Source organism: Mycobacterium bourgelatii (assembly GCF_010723575.1).
Classification (GTDB): domain Bacteria; phylum Actinomycetota; class Actinomycetes; order Mycobacteriales; family Mycobacteriaceae; genus Mycobacterium; species Mycobacterium bourgelatii.
Genome location: NZ_BLKZ01000001.1, coordinates 1,784,707 through 1,802,022 on the forward strand (window position 1 = coordinate 1,784,707; position 17,316 = coordinate 1,802,022).

Annotated in this window: 16 protein-coding genes; 9 read left to right on the forward strand and 7 right to left on the reverse strand. The window is 65.8% G+C overall.

Features of this window, described 5'->3' with window-relative positions:
• Window positions 1-35 precede the first annotated feature (35 nt).
• Window positions 36-686 carry a 2-phospho-L-lactate guanylyltransferase gene (gene cofC, locus G6N68_RS08045; protein ID WP_163718335.1) on the reverse strand — a complete coding sequence of 217 codons (651 nt, stop codon included), beginning with the start codon at window positions 684-686 and terminating at the stop codon, window positions 36-38.
• Window positions 687-797: 111 nt separating this feature from the next.
• Between cofC and G6N68_RS08050 the strand changes: the two genes are divergently transcribed.
• Together G6N68_RS08050 and G6N68_RS08055 are read left to right on the forward strand one after the other, a co-directional pair.
• A complete protein-coding gene (locus tag G6N68_RS08050; RefSeq protein ID WP_163710126.1) occupies window positions 798-1,805 on the forward strand; it encodes an NAD(P)H-dependent glycerol-3-phosphate dehydrogenase in 1,008 nt (335 codons plus the stop codon).
• 78 nt (window positions 1,806-1,883) lie between these two features.
• Complete coding sequence (locus G6N68_RS08055) at window positions 1,884-3,017, forward strand: D-alanine--D-alanine ligase family protein (protein WP_163710129.1); 1,134 nt, start codon at window positions 1,884-1,886, stop codon at window positions 3,015-3,017.
• An 8-nt stretch (window positions 3,018-3,025) separates the two neighbouring features.
• Here the strand turns inward: G6N68_RS08055 and G6N68_RS08060 are convergent, their stop codons facing one another.
• A complete protein-coding gene (locus G6N68_RS08060) occupies window positions 3,026-3,559 on the reverse strand; it encodes a DUF3515 domain-containing protein (protein ID WP_205351272.1) in 534 nt (177 codons plus the stop codon).
• A 111-nt stretch (window positions 3,560-3,670) separates the two neighbouring features.
• Between G6N68_RS08060 and G6N68_RS08065 the strand changes: the two genes are divergently transcribed.
• The 3 genes from G6N68_RS08065 to G6N68_RS08075 are packed head-to-tail and all read left to right on the forward strand — an operon-like array spanning window position 3,671 to window position 6,024.
• Window positions 3,671-4,639, forward strand: a complete 969-nt coding sequence (locus G6N68_RS08065) for a thiamine-phosphate kinase (RefSeq protein WP_163710135.1) — start codon at window positions 3,671-3,673, stop codon at window positions 4,637-4,639.
• Window positions 4,640-4,660: 21 nt separating this feature from the next.
• Window positions 4,661-5,344: a uracil-DNA glycosylase gene (locus tag G6N68_RS08070; RefSeq protein WP_163710138.1), complete on the forward strand. Its 684-nt coding sequence runs from the start codon at window positions 4,661-4,663 to the stop codon at window positions 5,342-5,344.
• A gap of 29 nt (window positions 5,345-5,373) precedes the next feature.
• Window positions 5,374-6,024 carry a nitroreductase gene (locus tag G6N68_RS08075; RefSeq protein ID WP_163710141.1) on the forward strand — a complete coding sequence of 217 codons (651 nt, stop codon included), beginning with the start codon at window positions 5,374-5,376 and terminating at the stop codon, window positions 6,022-6,024.
• Between the two features lie 5 nt (window positions 6,025-6,029).
• Here G6N68_RS08075 and G6N68_RS08080 read toward each other — a convergent pair whose 3' ends face one another.
• A complete protein-coding gene (locus G6N68_RS08080) occupies window positions 6,030-6,479 on the reverse strand; it encodes a nuclear transport factor 2 family protein (RefSeq protein ID WP_163710143.1) in 450 nt (149 codons plus the stop codon).
• Between the two features lie 48 nt (window positions 6,480-6,527).
• Between G6N68_RS08080 and G6N68_RS08085 the strand changes: the two genes are divergently transcribed.
• Window positions 6,528-7,439 carry an SDR family NAD(P)-dependent oxidoreductase gene (locus G6N68_RS08085; RefSeq protein ID WP_163710147.1) on the forward strand — a complete coding sequence of 304 codons (912 nt, stop codon included), beginning with the start codon at window positions 6,528-6,530 and terminating at the stop codon, window positions 7,437-7,439.
• A gap of 84 nt (window positions 7,440-7,523) precedes the next feature.
• Here the strand turns inward: G6N68_RS08085 and G6N68_RS08090 are convergent, their stop codons facing one another.
• The 4 genes from G6N68_RS08090 to rpmB form a co-directional block, all read right to left on the reverse strand.
• Entirely contained in the window at window positions 7,524-10,373 is a 2,850-nt protein-coding gene (locus G6N68_RS08090) for an MMPL/RND family transporter (RefSeq protein ID WP_163710149.1), read from the reverse strand.
• On the reverse strand, window positions 10,370-10,825 hold the full coding sequence (locus tag G6N68_RS08095) for an MmpS family transport accessory protein (protein ID WP_275899952.1): 456 nt from the start codon (window positions 10,823-10,825) through the stop codon (window positions 10,370-10,372). The genes G6N68_RS08090 and G6N68_RS08095 overlap by 4 nt, the downstream gene beginning before the upstream one ends.
• A gap of 32 nt (window positions 10,826-10,857) precedes the next feature.
• Window positions 10,858-11,580 carry a TetR/AcrR family transcriptional regulator gene (locus G6N68_RS08100; RefSeq protein WP_163710153.1) on the reverse strand — a complete coding sequence of 241 codons (723 nt, stop codon included), beginning with the start codon at window positions 11,578-11,580 and terminating at the stop codon, window positions 10,858-10,860.
• A 646-nt stretch (window positions 11,581-12,226) separates the two neighbouring features.
• Entirely contained in the window at window positions 12,227-12,421 is a 195-nt protein-coding gene (gene rpmB / locus G6N68_RS08105; protein WP_069421924.1) for a 50S ribosomal protein L28, read from the reverse strand.
• 301 nt (window positions 12,422-12,722) lie between these two features.
• Here rpmB and G6N68_RS08110 point away from each other — a divergent pair, with 301 nt between their 5' ends.
• Genes G6N68_RS08110 through G6N68_RS08120 form a run of 3 tightly spaced genes read left to right on the forward strand, consistent with a single transcriptional unit; the run spans window position 12,723 to window position 17,313 of the window.
• The gene (locus G6N68_RS08110) at window positions 12,723-14,378 is read left to right on the forward strand and encodes a DAK2 domain-containing protein (RefSeq protein WP_163710156.1); all 1,656 of its coding nucleotides are present in this window, start codon (window positions 12,723-12,725) and stop codon (window positions 14,376-14,378) included.
• A 2-nt stretch (window positions 14,379-14,380) separates the two neighbouring features.
• Entirely contained in the window at window positions 14,381-16,603 is a 2,223-nt protein-coding gene (gene recG / locus G6N68_RS08115; RefSeq protein ID WP_163710159.1) for an ATP-dependent DNA helicase RecG, read from the forward strand.
• A complete protein-coding gene (locus G6N68_RS08120) occupies window positions 16,600-17,313 on the forward strand; it encodes an HNH endonuclease family protein (RefSeq protein WP_163710163.1) in 714 nt (237 codons plus the stop codon). The genes recG and G6N68_RS08120 overlap by 4 nt, the downstream gene beginning before the upstream one ends.
• Window positions 17,314-17,316: the final 3 nt, after the last annotated feature.

Consider the following 17,316-nt stretch of genomic DNA (forward strand, 5'->3'; position numbering starts at 1 on the left):
GGTACGCGTGGGGACGATTCAACCCGGCCGCTGCGCTAACGATGCGCCAGAGCGCGCGCGGTCGCGGGGCCCACGCCGAGACGCCGCGCGGCGGCGAGGTCGGCCGGAGTGTCGACATCGCACCGCAGTCCGGGCCAGGCGCCGGTCAGTTCGATAGCACCCGAACGCCGGTGCCGTGCGGACGAATCCGCGCCGAATTGCGGGTCTAGCTTGGCTCCGAAAGCGCACAGTACCGAAGTGCCGGTTCCCAGCCGGTCAGCGACGAAACTACGTCGGTGATGTCGCGCGGCCGCGATCGCTTCGGCGAGTTCCTGTGTTTGTAGCGCGGGCAAATCACCTTGCAGGACAACGATATTGGGAGACGATTCGGCAACGGCGCGCTCGGCCGCGGCAATGGCGTTGTTCAACGGATCCGGGTCGCCCTCCGGCGTCGGGTCGGCCAGCACGGTGGCGCCGAGCTCGGTCGCTGCGGCCGTCGCCGCTTCATCGGGGGTGATGACGGTGATCGATTGCAGGGCGGGCACGCGCGCCGCCGCGGCCAGGGTGTCCATCAGCATGGCCAGCACCACGCTCTCCCGGGTCTGCGCGGAGAACACCGGTGCCAGTCTGGTCTTGGCGGCGGCCAACCGCTTGACGGCGATGATCAACCCCACATCACCCTTACGCTCGGCCCGGGTGCCGCTCACGCCCACGAGCGCCACCCTAGCGCGACGGTGCCGGTCCGGCTCCGCGCTAGCGTGATGAACGACTGGGCGCTGGAATAGTGTCAGCGGTTGCCGTGTGAAGGGAAGTGGTGGATGGCCAGCTCGGAAACCATTGCAGTGATGGGCGCTGGCGCATGGGGCACGGTGCTCGCAAAGGTGCTCGCCGACGCCGGGCAACAGGTCACGCTGTGGGCGCGACGAGCGGAAGTCGCGGAGGAGATCAACAAGACCAGCCGCAACCCCGACTATCTCCCGGGGATGTTGCTGCCGCCCGGTGTACGGGCCACGGCCGACCCGGAAGAAGCGCTGAGCGGCGTCACGACGGTGCTGTTGGGTGTGCCGGCGCAGACGATGCGGAGCAACCTCGAGCGTTGGGCGGGGCTGCTGACCGACGGTGCAACGCTGGTCAGCCTGGCCAAGGGGATCGAGCTGGACACCCTGATGCGGATGAGCCAGGTGATCATCTCGGTGACCGGCGTGGACGCGGGACAGGTCGCCGTGATCTCAGGCCCCAACCTGGCCAGTGAGATCGCCGAGGGACAGCCCGCGGCCACAGTCATCGCCTGCAGCGACTCCGGTCGCGCGGTCGCGTTGCAACGCTTCCTGAACAGCGGATACTTCCGGCCCTACACAAACTCCGATGTCGTCGGCACCGAGATCGGCGGAGCCTGCAAGAACGTCATCGCGCTCGCGTGCGGGATGGCCGCCGGTGTCGGACTGGGTGAAAACACCGCTGCGGCGATAATCACCCGCGGCCTGGCGGAGATCATGCGCCTGGGGTTGGCGCTCGGGGCCAAGGGCACGACGCTCGCGGGCCTGGCCGGAGTTGGCGATTTGGTGGCCACCTGCACGTCGCCGCATTCGCGTAACCGCTCGTTCGGCGAGTTGTTGGGCCGTGGGGAGACCATGCAATCCGCGCTGGATCGCAAGGACGGCTACGTCGTCGAGGGCGTGACGTCGTGCCAGTCGGTGCTGGCGCTAGCGTCCAGCTACGACGTCGAAATGCCACTCACCGACGCCGTACATCGGGTCTGTCACAAGGGGCTGTCGGTGAACGAGGCGATAGCGTTGCTTTTGGGGCGCAGCACCAAGCCCGAATGATCCGGTAGCCGGGTAAAACCGCAGCTCGCACCTCCAGGCCCGACCTCCCGGCGCCCCACCCGGTAGCCTCTCCAGGTTGTGAATGCCAGCGAGCAGCGTGAGGGGCGTGTGCGCGTGGCCGTCGTCTTCGGCGGACGCAGCAACGAGCACGGCATCTCCTGCGTGTCGGCGGGCAGCATCCTGCGCAATCTGGATCCGCGCCGGTTCGAGGTACTGGCGATCGGCATTACCCGGGATGGCTCGTGGGTGCTCACCGATGGTGACCCCGACGCGCTGGCCATCACCAACCGGCAATTGCCGGAGGTGAACGCCCAATCGGGCACCGAACTCGCGCTGCCGGCTGATCCACAGCGCAGCGGCCAATTGGTGTCGTTGCAGCACTCGACAGGCCCCAATGCGCGGGAAGTCCTGGCCTCGGTCGACGTGGTGTTTCCGGTGCTGCACGGGCCCTACGGCGAGGACGGCACCATTCAGGGGCTGCTCGAGCTCGCGGGCCTGCCCTATGTGGGTGCGGGGGTGCTGGCCAGCGCCACCGGCATGGACAAGGAGTTCACCAAGAAGCTGCTCATCGCCGAGGGGCTGCCGGTGGGTGCGCACGCCGTGCTGCGACCGACACGCGCGACCCTTGATCCCGAGGAACGTGAGCGGCTTGGGTTGCCGGCCTTCGTCAAGCCGGCCAGGGGCGGTTCCTCGATCGGCGTGAGCCGGGTGACCAGCTGGGACGAATTGCCCGCCGCGATCGCCGAGGCCCGTCGCCATGACCCCAAGGTGATCGTCGAGGCGGCGATCAATGGCCGTGAGCTGGAATGCGGTGTGCTCGAAATGCCTGACGGCACAGTGGAAGCCAGCACCTTGGGCGAGATCAGGGTGGCCGGGGTACGCGGCCGTGAGGATTCGTTCTACGACTTCGCGACCAAATATCTCGACGACGCGGCCGAATTGGACGTGCCGGCCAAGGTTGACGACGACGTCGCCGACGCCCTGCGACAGTTGGCGATCCGGGCTTTCACCGCCATCGACTGCCAGGGGCTGGCTCGGGTGGACTTCTTCCTCACCGACAACGGTCCGGTGATCAACGAGATCAACACCATGCCGGGCTTCACCACGATCTCGATGTATCCGCGGATGTGGGCGGCCAGCGGCGTCGACTATCCCACCCTGCTGGCGACCATGGTGGACACCGCGTTGGCGCGCGGTGTAGGCCTGCGGTAGCTGCTCGACTAACGGGGCGGGCCGGGGCGGATCGGCACTGCGTCCATGGTCCGGTCAATCGTCTCCGACAGTTGCTGGATCGGCGTGGGTCCGGCGTCGGTCGGCAGCGTGAGCGCGACGTAGACCGGACGATCCACGGCATACCAAGTGAATTGGTTCTCACCGGATCCGGAGGCCGTCTGGAACCACTGCACACGGTCGACGACTTGGATGGGGGAGCCGATGACGAAGTCGGCCGGCCGTTCCAGCCCACAGCGCAGGATCACCGGTTCGCTGCGTCCGGAACGCCACGCCACGGCGCCCTCGGGTGCGGGTTGCGCCACCGTTGCACGCTCGTAGTCCCCGAGTCGCTGCGGCAGCGCGGCCAACAGCGCCTGGCACGGCGGCGCGCCGGCTTGCGGTGCGGCCGCGGCCGGGAGCTCAACGGGTTTCGCCGGTCCGTGCTGGGTTGCCGCGATCGCGAGAATGACACCCAGCGCCGTCACGGCCAGCGCCACCGCGGCGATGATGAGGGCACGTGGCGGCCCGTCGGGGTCGGGCACCTGCCACCTCCTAGGCTCATAAACTGGCCCGCAAACTCGCCCGGTTCGACAAGCGCAGGGCCAGGGACCCAACTTAACGTTCGCGACCCGGAAAGCGCCGAAGGAGGTGGTGTGCGCGAGGACACTCCGGCGGAATCTCCGACGCTGGAACAGCTGGGGGAATTCACCGTCATCGACCGGCTGGTGCGGGGGCGCCGTCAACCCGCCGCGGTCGAACTCGGACCCGGCGACGACGCGGCGGTGGTATCCACCGGTGGTGGCCGCACGGTGATTTCCACCGACATGCTCGTGCAGGACCGGCACTTTCGGCTGGACTGGTCGACGCCGCACGACGTCGGTCGCAAAGCCATCGCGCAGAACGCGGCCGACATCGAGGCGATGGGCGCGCGGCCGGTGTCGTTCGTCGTGGGGTTCGGCGCACCGGCCAATACGTTGGCCGAGTGGGCGAGTTCGTTGGCCGACGGGTTGTGGCACGAGGCCGACCGGATCGGTGCGGGCATCGTGGGCGGTGACTTGGTCCACTGTCCACAATGGGTGGTGTCGGTGACCGTGTTGGGCGACCTGGACGGCCGGGCGCCGGTGTTGCGTTCCGGGGCGCGGGCCGGTTCGGTGCTCGCCGTCACCGGTGAATTGGGTCGGTCTGGCGCAGGTTATGAGTTGTGGCACAACGGAATTAGAGGCTTCGACGAGCTGCGGCGCCGCCATCTGGTGCCGGCACCGCCCTATGGCCAGGGTGTGGTGGCCGCGGCGGCGGGTGCCCAGGCGATGATCGACATTTCCGACGGCTTGGTAGCGGACCTGCGGCACGTTGCGCAAGCGTCTGGCGTCGGGATCGAGGTGTCCACCGCGGCGTTGGCCGTGGACCGTGACGCGTTGGCTGCGGCGGGCGCCGCGGTGGGGGCGGACCCGTTGTCGTGGGTGTTGGGCGGGGGTGAAGATCATGCGCTGGTGGCCTGTTTTCCCGACGCGGTGCCGCCCGGTTGGCGAGTGATCGGAAGGGTGATTGACGGGCCGGCGCGGGTGTTGATTGACGGCGAGGAATGGACGGGTTATGCGGGCTGGCAGTCGTTTGCGCAATGACCGGGACGTTAGGGTGGCGCAGTGACCGCACGCCCTCTCAGTGAACTCGTCGACCCCGGGTGGGCGACCGCGCTGGAACCGGTGACCGGCCAAGTGGCGCAACTGGGCCAATTTCTGCGGTCGGAGATCGCTGCGGGCCGCGGATACCTTCCAGCGGGACCAAATGTGTTGCGCGCGTTCACGTTCCCATTCGACCAGGTGCGGGTGCTGATCGTGGGCCAGGATCCCTACCCCACGCCCGGACACGCGGTGGGGCTGAGCTTTTCGGTGGCTCCACACGTGCGTCCGTTACCCCGCAGCCTGGCCAACATCTTCGACGAATACACCACCGACCTGGGCCATCCGCCACCGTCCTGCGGCGACCTGTCACCGTGGGCGCAGCGCGGAGTGATGTTGCTGAACAGGGTGCTCACCGTGCGTCCCAACAACCCGGCCTCCCACCGCGGCAAGGGCTGGGAAGCCGTTACCGAGTGCGCGATCAGGGCTTTGGTTGCGCGCAAACAGCCGCTGGTCGCGATCCTTTGGGGCCGCGACGCGTCGACGCTCAAGCCCATCCTCGCCGCCGGCGACTGTGTCTGCATCGAGTCGCCCCACCCGTCTCCGTTGTCGGCGTCTCGCGGGTTCTTCGGTTCGCGACCGTTCAGTCGCGCCAACGACCTGCTCGCCGGCATGGGTGCCGAACCGATCGACTGGCTTTTGCCCTGACCCCGCCCTGACCCCGAAAGGGGCGCCATATGTACGACCTCGACAAGACGATCCGCGAGCGGCGCTCGTCGCGCATGTTCCTGCCGGACCCGGTACCGCGGCATCTGCTCGAGGAGGCGCTGGATCTTGCCGTGTGCGCGCCGTCGAACTCCAACGTCCAGCCGTGGCGCGTGGTGTTCGTCTCGGGCGCAGCGCGCGACCGGCTCGTTGCGGCCCTGCTGAGCAAGGCCCGCTCCGAGCCGCCGAAGGTCCCCGAACTGCCGGCCGCTTTCGCGCACCTGCGACGCGAGCTGGGTGCCCAGGTGTACGGCTCCATGGGGATCGCGCGGGAAGACTCTGAGGCCCGCCGTATCGCGGTGCTACGCAATTGGGAATTCTTCCGCGCACCGGTCGGCGCCGTAGTCTCCATGCACGAAGACTTCGGCCTGGTCGACGCCATGGGCGTCGGAATGTTCTTGCAGACGCTGGTGTTGGCGTTGACGGCCCGCGGCCTGGGGACCTGCGTTCAGGTGTCGATCGCCGGTTATCCCGAGATCATCCGGGAGCAACTGGGGATTGCCGCCGAGATGAACATCTTGTGTGGTCTGGCGATCGGCTACCCGGACCCGACGTTTTCCGCCAACAGTTTGCGCATCGGTCGCGACCCGATCGACAAGCACGCAATGTTTCTCGACGAGTAAGAGCGTTACGCGCCGATCTTCAGGTGGTGGCTCAGGTCACCGACTTGGTCGATGAACATCGTGCGGCTGTCGAACCGCCAGACGCCGTCGATCCGCTGGAATGTGTCGTTGTAGTGCCCGGTCACGATGATCTGCAGCGGTAGCTCGGGGGTGGCCTGCGTGACGCTGTAATAGGAGGTGGCACGCGCGGTTCCCCGATCGTCATCAATGTCGAGTTGCACATTGGTGGTGTGGTGCTTGGTCTTCGGAGTGCCGTCGTCGTAGATGCGGACCAGCGTTTCGTACATTCCCCGCACCGCGGCGCGACCGGCGAAGACGGTCTCGGGTGGACCGTCCTCCACGCCGCAGATGCGGCCGTGCTCGAAAAGCTTTCCCACCCCGTCCAAGTCGCCGCCGTCGATCAGTTGGGCGTACCTATATATCAAGTTGGTGATTGCAATTGCGCTATCAGTCATGTCGAATCACCTGTCTTTGGAACGAGCGCGGCCGATTACTCTGATCGCGTGACGTTACCTTGGACACCGAGCCGGCTCGGCGACCTGACCGGCAAGCGGATCGTTGTGACAGGGGCGACCAACGGCGTCGGTCTGGGTACCACCCGTGCGTTGGTCAAAGCGGGCGCCCACGTGATCATGGCCGTGCGCAACACCGAACTCGGCGAGCAGCGCGCCGCAGAGGTGGGGGGTTCGACCTCCGTGGTCAAGCTCGACCTGGCCGACTTGTCTTCGGTGCGCGCGTTTCCCGATCTCCTTGACGGCGAAATCGACATCCTGATCAACAACGCGGGTGCGGTCATCAATCAGCAATCCGCCACGGTCGATGGCTTCGAATTGACGCTTGCCACCAACTTTCTCGGGCCCTTTGCGCTGACCAATCTGTTGTTGCCCCGGGTGCGCTCGCAGATCATCAATGTCGGTTCGGAAGCCCACCGGGGCGGCAAACTGCTGCTCGACGACATGCATTTGCGACGCAACAAGTGGACCAGGCTGGGCGCTTACGCGCTTTCCAAACTCGCGGTCATGTTGTGGGGTTTGGAACTCGACCGCAGGCTGCGCGAGGCCGGGTCGCCGATAGTAAGCCAACTCACCCATCCGGGCTGGGTGGCTTCGAACCTGTCGCATCTCTCCGACACGCGCGTGATGTCGTTGGCGCACAACGTCGCCAAGGGTCTCGCCAGCCGGCTGGGCAACGACATCGACCAAGGCGCTGCACCCACGCTGTTCTGCATCAGCGAACCGGTCCCGCCTGGCAGCTACATCGGCGTCAGCGGCAGGGGTGGCTTGCGCGGCCATCCGGCGTTCATCGGACGCTCGGTGGTGGCCAGCGACTACGACACCGCGGCCCGAGTGGTTGACTTCGCCGAAGCGGAAACCGGCACCGCGTTGGCTATCCCACGCTCGGTGTCGCATGGGTGAACTCGACGGTACCGACGCGGTCGTCATCGGTGCGGCCCGAGGCTAGGGCCGCAGCCACGCGGCCATGTAGCGATGTGGACCCGATCATGTTCGCGTGGTAGCCAGTTCGCGCTGGACCGCCGCCACATTGCGCGCCGGTCGCGTGCGCACTCGTTGCGGCCACCAGAACCAGCGTCCGAGTAACGCCGCAATCGATGGAGTCATGAACGAGCGCACCACCAGGGTGTCGAACAACAGGCCGCCGCCGACGGTGGTGCCGAACTGGCCAAGCATGACCAGCGCGCTGGCTCCCATCGAAATCATGGTGAACGCGAACACCAAACCGGCCGAGGTGACCACCGCCCCGGTGCCGGCCATCGATCTGATGATCCCCGTCTTGATACCGGCGTGGATCTCCTCTTTGAACCGAGAGACCAACAGCAGGTTGTAATCCGAACCGACCGCCAACAGGATGATCACCGCCATCGACATGATCATCCAGTGCAGGTCGAAACCAAGGATGTACTGCCACACCAGCACTGACAGCCCAAATGACGCCCCGAGCGAAAGAACGACGGTGCCGACGATGACCGCCGCCGCGATGACGGCGCGGGTCAGCACCAGCATGACGATGAAGATCAGGACCATCGCACCTATTCCGGCGATCATCAGGTCGTAGGTGGACCCTTCCTTCATGTCCTTGGCGGAGGCGGCTGTACCGCCGATGTAGATGCGGGAATTCTCCAGCGGGGTGCCCTTGATGGCCTCGAAAGCCGCGTTACGGATCGCGTCGATGTGGCTGATCCCCTCGGGTGTGGCCGGGTCGCCGAGGTGAGAGATGATGAACCGCACCGCTTTCCCGTCGGGCGAGATGAACATCTCCATACCGCGCTTGAAGTCGGCGTTGTCGAACACCTCCGGAGGCAGGTAGAACGAGTCATCGTTCTTCGCCGCGTCGTAGGCCTGGCCCATGGCATTGCCCTTGCCGCCCATCGCGGCCGCCTGGTCCTGCAGCCCCGCCATCGTGCTGTGCATCGACAGTGTCATCGTGCGCATCGACTTCATCATCGAGACCATCGGGGTCATCAGCTTGAGCATTTCGGGCATGAGCGCGTCGAGCTTGTCCATCTTGGGCACCAGCTCACTGATGGCGTCGCTGATCGTGTCGATCCCGTCCAGGGTGTCGAAGACCGAACGCAGTGCCCAGCACACCGGAATATCGAAACAGTGCTTCTCCCAATAGAAGTAGCTGCGGATGGGCCGGAAGAAATCGTCGAAATCCGAGATGTGGGTGCGTAGGTCGTTGACCTGGGTCACCATCGTCTTGGTCAGTGTGACGATCTCATGGGTGGTCCCGGTGAGCTCCTTCATGATCCCCAGCAAGGTCTCCATCGTGTCGATCATGGTTTGCATCTGGTCGGCCATGACGAGCATGTTGTCCATCTGTCGTTGCATGTAGTCCCGCGTCAACTCCTGCCCGACCCCCTGCATGCCCATCTGGTAGGGGATCGAGGTGTGGTCGATCGGGGTGCCCAACGGGCGCGAGATGGTCTGCACCCGTGCGATACCGGGTGTGTGAAAGACGTTGCGGGCGATCCGTTCGATGATCAACATGTTCGCGGAATTGCGCAGATCCTGATTGGCCTGAACCATCATCACTTCCGGATTCATCCGGGCCTGGGAGAAGTGCCGTTCGGCCGCTTCGAACCCCTGCATCGCGACGATGTTGTCCGGCATGTATTTGCGGTCGTTGTAACTGGTTCGGTAACCGGGCAATGCGAGAAGTCCGATCAGCGCCAGTGCGAGCGCCGCCGCCAGGATCGGTCCCGGCCACCGGACCACGGCCGTACCGACCCGTCGCCAACCACGGGTCCGCGCAGCCCGTTTCGGTTCAAAAAGCCCGAACCGGCTCCCGACCACCAGCGCCGCCGGTGCCATGGTCAACGAGGCCAGCACTGCCACCATGATCCCGATGGCCAGGGGGACTCCGAGCGTCTGAAAATAAGGCAATCGGGTGAAGTGCAAGCAGAATGTCGCCCCAGCGATCGTAAGGCCGGATCCGAGGATGACGTGCGCGGTGCTGCGGTACATGGTGTAAAACGCCGTGGTCCGGTCCTCGCCGGCACCGCGCGCCTCGTGGTAGCGCCCCAGGACGAAGATCGCGTAGTCGGTGCCTGCTGCGATGCCGAGCATGGTCAGCAGGTTGACCGAGAACGTCGACAAGCCGATCACGTTGTAGTGACCGAGAGCAGCGACAAACCCTCGGGCGGCGGAGATTTCCAGGATCACCATCGCCAGGACAAGGATCACCGTCGTGACGGAGCGATACACCAAGAACAAACTGACCAGGATGACCAGCATCGTGATCGCCGTGACGATCTTCAGGCTCTTGTCCCCGACGTTGTGCTGATCGGCTGTCAATGCCGTGGTGCCGGTGACGTAGACGTGGATGCCGGCCGGTATTGGTGTACTCGCGACGATTTCGCGGACCGCAGCGACGGATTCGTTGGCCCGCGCTTCGCCCATGTTGCCGGCGAGACTGAGTTGCACGTAAGTGGCTTTGCCGTCGGGGCTTAGCGCTCCGGCCTCGGTCAGGGGGTCGCCCCAGAAATCCTGGACGTGCTGGATGTGGACGTTGTCCGCCCTGAACTTCTTGATCAGTTCGGCGTAGTACCGGTGGGCCTCATCCCCAAGGGGCTCGTCACCTTCGAGAACGACCATCGCCGACGAGTCGGAATCGGATTCTTTGAAGACGCGTCCCATGTGCTTCATGGCCTGCATGGACGGAGCGTCCAAGGGACTGAACGACACCGAATGCTCTTGGCCGACGTCTTCTAAGGAGGGCACCGCCACGTTGAGGAACACCGTGAGCGCCACCCACGCAATCACCAGGGGGACCGCGAAGGCGTGAATGAATCGGGGAATAGCTCGCCATATCCCCCCGTCGCCGCTCATGCCGCCTTCACCTGGCAGAACGTGAAAGCATCCACGCCTTGTGCGGTCTTCTCGTCCTTGACTTCCCCGTCCACGGTGATCCGGCAGCCGATGTTGTAGGAGTTGCCCTGTGCCAGCAGAATTGGGGCCGTCGCCGGCGCCGTGGTGGTCAGCGTCAGCGCCCACGGAAGCGGGGCCTGCTTGATGCTTTGCGGGTTCGCCGAAAGGTCGAGGTAGTTGATGTTGGCGAGGGTGCCGACCGGGCCGTATACCTCATAGGTAACTTTCTTCGGGTTGAACGGCTTGGCGTCATTGGCGATCCCCGAGCCTTCGCGGGTGATCTCGGTGTTCGACCCGAAAATTCCGTGGATGCGGTGAATCACGAATCCCCCGATCACCAGCGACACCAACGCGAGCAGGGGCAGCCAGTGCCGACCGGCTGCCCTCAGCATGGTGGTCCTCAGGGCGCTCATGTGGACTCCTCGAGGCTTGAAGTTGACTCGAATTACCTTGCCTTCGAGGGTCTTCGGCGTTCTTTTCGATGCTCTGTGGTCAGGTACGCCAGGGCCATATCGGCGACCTCGCGGCTCCATTCACGCCACGTCAACCCGTCGGGCCACCACGGTGAGGCGGCGGCGCGCTGAGTCCCGGCCGCAATCATGCTGCGGAACGCGATGTCGAGGGCGACAACGGAATCCGGATGGCGGATTTGTTCGGCGTGCAGGGACGCTCTTTCGAGAAAGCGTTGGTGCAAACTGGTGATCGTGCGCAGTCCCTGCTCTTCCGGGGCATCGACGCGTCGTCCACTGGCCAGGACCGCGGGGACGAGACGGCCGGTTTCATTCAGGGTTTCGCTCAACGCTCCGGTAAACGCCTCGATGACGCCGCTCAGCGAAGGTTCCGCCGTGTCGAGGGCCTCGGATACGGCCCGTTCGACCCGTTCGGCGAGTACTTGTTTGATCGCCTCGATGAGTTGCTCTTTGCTTGCAAACCGTCGGTATACGCCGCCGACGGAGACTCCGGCGTGTTCGGCGACCCGGGCAATGGTGAAGTCTTCCAGCCCTTCGTTGACAAGGACCTGCTCGGCCGAGGCGAGCAACCGTTGCAGCGCCGCGCGACTGCGGGCCTGGCGGGGTGGGTGCAAATTGGAGACTGTTGGTCGGTCGAGGTTGGAGCGGTGACCCGACCGGTCCCCGGTGGCCAGACCCGGCGGTGCGTCCTTTGTCATTGCCGATCCCTTCGCGTGTGCATCGGCTATGTTGCGGACGCGGGCGCGAAAAACGCGAATGCGCTTCTTGCACAGAGAATTTGAGTTACCTGGACGATAACGTGAGGTCTCAGCGGGCGCATCGCATGCCCCCTAACATGAATGCGAATATCGGTTCCGGATATTAAAGCACGCATGCCCGCCCGTGACCACCGATGTGGGTTTCACCGCGGTGCGACGACGCCGTTGTCGGAGGCTGGGCGTGCTGGTTGCGGGAAATATCAAGCAGTACAGTCGATTCCGATTCCAGGGCATGCCCTGCTTTGTTGGCCAACGCCAGACGGACCGCGGGTCGGGTGGACCCGCCGCAGCGGAGTGTGTGACACCCAGACCAGAGCGGCGTGCTGGGGCGCCGGTTGGACGATGGGCTCGCTTCGTTGACGGAGCGTCTTGTGTACGGCGACGGTGACGAGTGGGGAAGCGCGGGTGCCGGGCGGGGCCGATCAGGTGCGCGTCGCGGTCAGGGAAGCCACGAAGGAGGGGTCGCTGAACCCGGCGAGCGTCAACCTAGCCGGTGTTGGCCCTGGGGCGGCCGGCCTGTTGGCCTCGAGACCGCCTCGGACGCCACACCAGCGTCGAGGCGTCGAGTTACAGCTACCAGCGGCTACTAGCCGCGGCTGACCTTGCCCGCCTTGATGCAGGACGTGCAGACGTTGAGGCGCTGCTTGTTGCCGCCGGGACGGGTCACGGCGTGCACGGTCTGGACGTTGGGGTTCCACCGGCGGCTGGTGCGGCGGTGGGAGTGCGACACCGACTTGCCGAAGCCGGGGCCTTTCCCGCAGATATCGCACACAGCGGCCATGGTTCTAAACTCCTCAAAGTCTGTTGCTTGGTCCGGCGACCCCCGGATGGGTCAGCCGGCCTGAGCCGGAAAGCCCAGGCGAGCCCAGGCCGTCCCAGGATACCGACTAGGGACGGCAACCGCCAAAACGGTGCTAACTTTCGGGCCTATAGCGTCTCTCCAAAGTCCCAGACGCGCCGTGACCAGTACTGTCACCGCCGCTGGCTAGGCTCTTGAGCAGTCTCGAGCGCCGCGCGGGCCAGGCTACGCTGGCGCTCACCGGGGGCTTACCGGCGGCCTTGGGCAGAGGAGGTGGAGTCGGTTGGGCACGTCGGAACGTCTGCTGGACGCCTCCGCCCTGCGAGATTGGGCACACACCGCGGTAAGCGACTTGATCACCCACATCGACGAGATCAACCGGCTGAACGTCTTCCCCGTGGCCGACTCCGACACGGGCGCCAACATGCTGTTCACCATGCGCTCCGCGCTTGCCGAGGCAAATTCGGCCGCGAGCCCGGCCACCGTCGCCGGGGTGGCGGCAGCGCTTTCGGCGGGCGCGCTGAACGGAGCGCGCGGCAACTCCGGGGTGATCCTTTCCCAGATCCTGCGCGGTATCGCCGATGCGACCGCGAGCGCTGCGACCGAATCCGGCGTGGAATTGCCCGCGATCGACGCCACCGTCCTGGCTGCCGGGTTGTGGCGCGGGGTGGAGCTCGTCGTCGTCTCCATGGGCGGCACCGAGGTCCCCGGCACCATCGTCTCGGTGCTGCGCGCTGCGGCCGGCGCCGTCGAGCAATGCGCTCGGGGCGGGGAAGGGCTGGCCCAGGCGATTGCGGCCGCAGCCGATGCGGCCGTCGTCGCGCTGGAAAAAACCCCTGAGCAGCTCGACGTGCTGGCCGACGCCGGCGCGGTGGACGCCGGCGGGCGTGGCCTGCTGGTTCTGCTGGATGCCCTGTCTTCGACACTCACCGGTCAGGCACCCGCCCGCGCGGTCTACGAGCCCGCACCTCGAGCCCTGCAGCCAGATCCCGACGCCCAACCTCGCGCCCCGCAGTTCGAAGTGATGTACCAGCTGGCCGGGTGCGATGCGGCCGGCGCAGACGCACTGCGGGATCGGCTGGGAGAGCTCGGCGACTCGGTGGCCATCGCGGCCGCGCCGACGGGGACCGACGCCAGCTACTCCGTGCACGTGCACACCGACGACGCCGGTGCCGCCGTCGAGGCGGGGCTGGCCGCCGGGCAGTTGAGTCGGATCGTGATCTCGGCGTTGAGCTCTGGTGTGGCGGGGCTGCCGCCCGGTGGATGGACCCGGGAACGCGCCGTCTTGGCGGTGGTCGACGGAGACGGTGCCGAGGAGTTGTTCACCGGCGAGGGGGCCTCGGTGCTCCGGCCGGAGCCGGACGCCGAGATCACTGCCCATCAGTTGATGCGGGCGGTGGTAGACGCCGGCGCCGCGCAGGTGATCGTGCTGCCCAACGGCTACGTGGCCGCCGAGGAACTGGTGGCTGGATGCACGGCGGCCATCGGGTGGGGCGTCGACGTGGTGCCGGTTCCGACGGGCTCGATGGTCCAGGGATTGGCGGCATTGGCCGTCCACGAGCCGAGCCGGCAGGCCGTCGACGACGGATACACCATGGCCCGCGCGACTGGCGCCACCCGCCACGGCTCGGTGCGCATCGCGACGGAACGGGCGTTGACCTGGGCGGGTACCTGTTCGCCCGGTGACGGCCTGGGCATTGCCGGCGACGAGGTGCTCATCGTCGCCGACGATGTGGCCTCGGCGGCGATCGGACTACTAGATCTACTGCTTGCCGCGGGCGGCGAACTGGTGACGGTGCTTTTCGGCGCCGACCTCGAGGAGGACAACGAGGTCGGGGGCATTCTGGAAAAGCACGTACACGACCACCACCCGGGCACCGAGTTGGTCACCTACTACACCGGGCACCACGGCGACGCACTGTTGATCGGGGTCGAGTAGCTGTGGTGTCGCTGGACGATTCGCTGAAGTTCCTGCTCACCGACAAGTCCGTCGCGTTACTCGACGAGTGTTTCGGGATTCGAACGGTCGACGACCTGCTTCGGCACTACCCGCGCAGCTACGTGGTGGGCGCAGCCAGGCGGGGCGCCGAGGACGCGCGACCCGAGGTGGGTGAGCACATCACCGTGGTCGATGTCATCACCGCGACGAATACCTTTTCCATGAAAAAGAGGGGGAGAAAAGGCCTCCGCGTCACCCTCGGGTCCGGCCGCGGCAAGGTCACGGCAACCTTCTTCAACGCCGAATACATCTCGAAAGGCCTAACCAAAGATACGAGGGTGATGCTGTCCGGCGAGGTCGGCTACTACAACGGCGTCATGCAGCTGACGCACCCGGCGTTCCTCATCCTTGACTCGCCCGACGGTCAGAAGAACAAAGGCTCGAAGTCGCTGAAAAAGATTGCGGAGGCATCCCACGCCATCAGCAGTGATGACGTCGTGTCGGCATACGAGGGGCAGTTCTTCCCCATCTACCCGGCCTCGTCGAAGATGCAGAGCTGGGACATTTTCGGCTGTGTACGACAGGTGCTGGACCTCCTTGATCCGGTGCCGGATCCGTTGCCCGCCGAACTGCTCGCCGAGCACGGGCTGATGTCCGAGGACGAGGCGTTGCGCGCCATCCACCTCTCCGAGAGCCCGGCGGTGCGAGCTCGCGCTGTGGACCGCCTCACCTTCGACGAAGCCGTCGGACTGCAATGGGGGCTGGTCGGTCGCCGGCACAGCGAACTGGCGCAATCCGGGCCTGCGGCGCGATGGCGGCCCGACGGTTTGGCGGCCGAGCTGTTACAGCGCTTGCCGTTCGAGCTCACGGCCGGGCAGCGTGAGGTGCTTGACGTGCTATCCAGCGAGCTGGCGGCCACCCGCCCGATGAATCGCTTGCTGCAAGGTGAAGTCGGGTCGGGCAAGACGATCCTCGCGGTGCTGGCGATGCTGCAGATGGTCGATGCGGGCTACCAGTGTGCGTTGCTGGCACCCACGGAAGTGCTTGCCACACAACACTTGCGATCGATCACCAACATCCTGGGGCCAATGGCGATGGGTGGTCAGTTGGGGGGTACGGATAACGCGACGCGGGTGACGCTGCTCACCGGGTCGATGACGGCGGCGCAGAAGAAGCAGGCCCGAACCCAGATCGCCGGCGGCGAGGCCGGAATCGTCGTCGGAACGCACGCTCTACTGCAGGAGACCGTGGAATTCCACAGCCTCGCCATGATCGTCGTCGACGAACAACACCGATTCGGTGTTGAGCAGCGAGACCAATTGCGCGCCAAGGCAATTCCAGGAATCACCCCGCACCTGCTGGTGATGACGGCGACACCGATTCCGCGCACGGTGGCCCTCACCCACTACGGTGACCTGGAAACCTCGACGTTGCGCGAGTTGCCGCGTGGCCGCCAACCGATCACCACCAACACCATCTTCGTCAAGGACAAGCCGGCCTGGCTCGACCGTGCCTGGCAACGCATCATCGAAGAGGTGGCCGCCGGTCGGCAGGCGTACGTGGTGGCGCCCCGGATCGACGAGACCGAGGCCGACAACGCCGAAAGTGAATCGGGCATTCGGCCTTCGGCGACCGCCGAGGGATTGTTCGCCAAGTTGCGGTCCGGAGTGTTGGCGGAACTTCGGTTGGGGCTCATGCACGGGCGCTTGTCAGCTGACGCCAAAGCAGCCGCGATGGACGGTTTCCGCAACGGTGAAATCGATGTGCTGGTGTGCACCACCGTCATTGAGGTGGGCGTCGACGTCCCCAACGCCACCGTCATGCTCATCATGGACGCCGACCGGTTCGGGATCAGCCAGTTGCATCAGTTGCGCGGCCGTATCGGGCGGGGCCAGCATCCCAGCCTGTGTCTGCTGGCCAGCGAGGTGTTGCCCGGGTCGGCTGCGGCGAAACGGCTCACCGCGGTGGCCGATACCCTGGACGGCTTTGCCCTCGCTGAATTGGACCTGCGGGAGCGCAAGGAAGGAGATGTGCTGGGGCGTAACCAGTCCGGCCGGGCGATCACGTTGCGGCTGCTCTCGTTGCTCGACCACCTGCCGGTCATAGAGGCCGCTCGCGACTTCTGCACCCGCGCCTACGAAGACGGGCGCCCGCACCCAGGACTGGACGTGATGGCGGCACGCTTCATCGACACCGACCGCATCGAGTATCTGGACAAGTCGTGAGCCGGAAGACGCTGCTGTGGTTGGTGGCCGCGGTCGTGGTCTCCCTGGTGGTCGCCTATCAGACGTTGGGCTCGACGGCGGCCAGGCATGCCAACGACTTCGCCGCGCGCGCCGACGTTCCGACCGTTCAACCCGGCGCCGACGTCCTGGCTGGCATCTTGGTGGTGCCGGTGCGGATGCACCGCTACGACTACCGCAGGGCGGCGTTCGGGGAGGCATGGGACGACAACAATGATGCGCCTGGCGGACACAACGGATGCGATACCCGCAACGACATCCTCGACCGCGACCTGGTGGACAAAACCTACGTCTTCACCAAGCGGTGTCCCCTTGCGGTGGCTACCGGCACGCTGCACGACCCGTACACCAACACCGTGATCGCGTTCCAACGGGGCGCAAAGGTGGGGGAAGCGGTGCAGATCGACCACATCGTGCCGCTCTCCTACGCCTGGGACATGGGCGCCTACGACTGGCCGCAGCCCCTGCGGGTGCGTTTCGCCAACGATCCGGCCAACTTGCTGGCCGTGCAGGGGCAGAGCAACCAGCACAAAGGCGATTCGCCACCGGCCGAGTGGATGCCGCCGAACGGCGCCTTCCACTGCCAGTACGCGCTGCAGTTCATCGCCGTGTTGCGCGGCTATTCGTTGCCGGTGGACCAGGCTTCCACCGGTGTGCTGCGGCAGGCCGCGGCGACCTGCCCGGTGGGTTGAGCG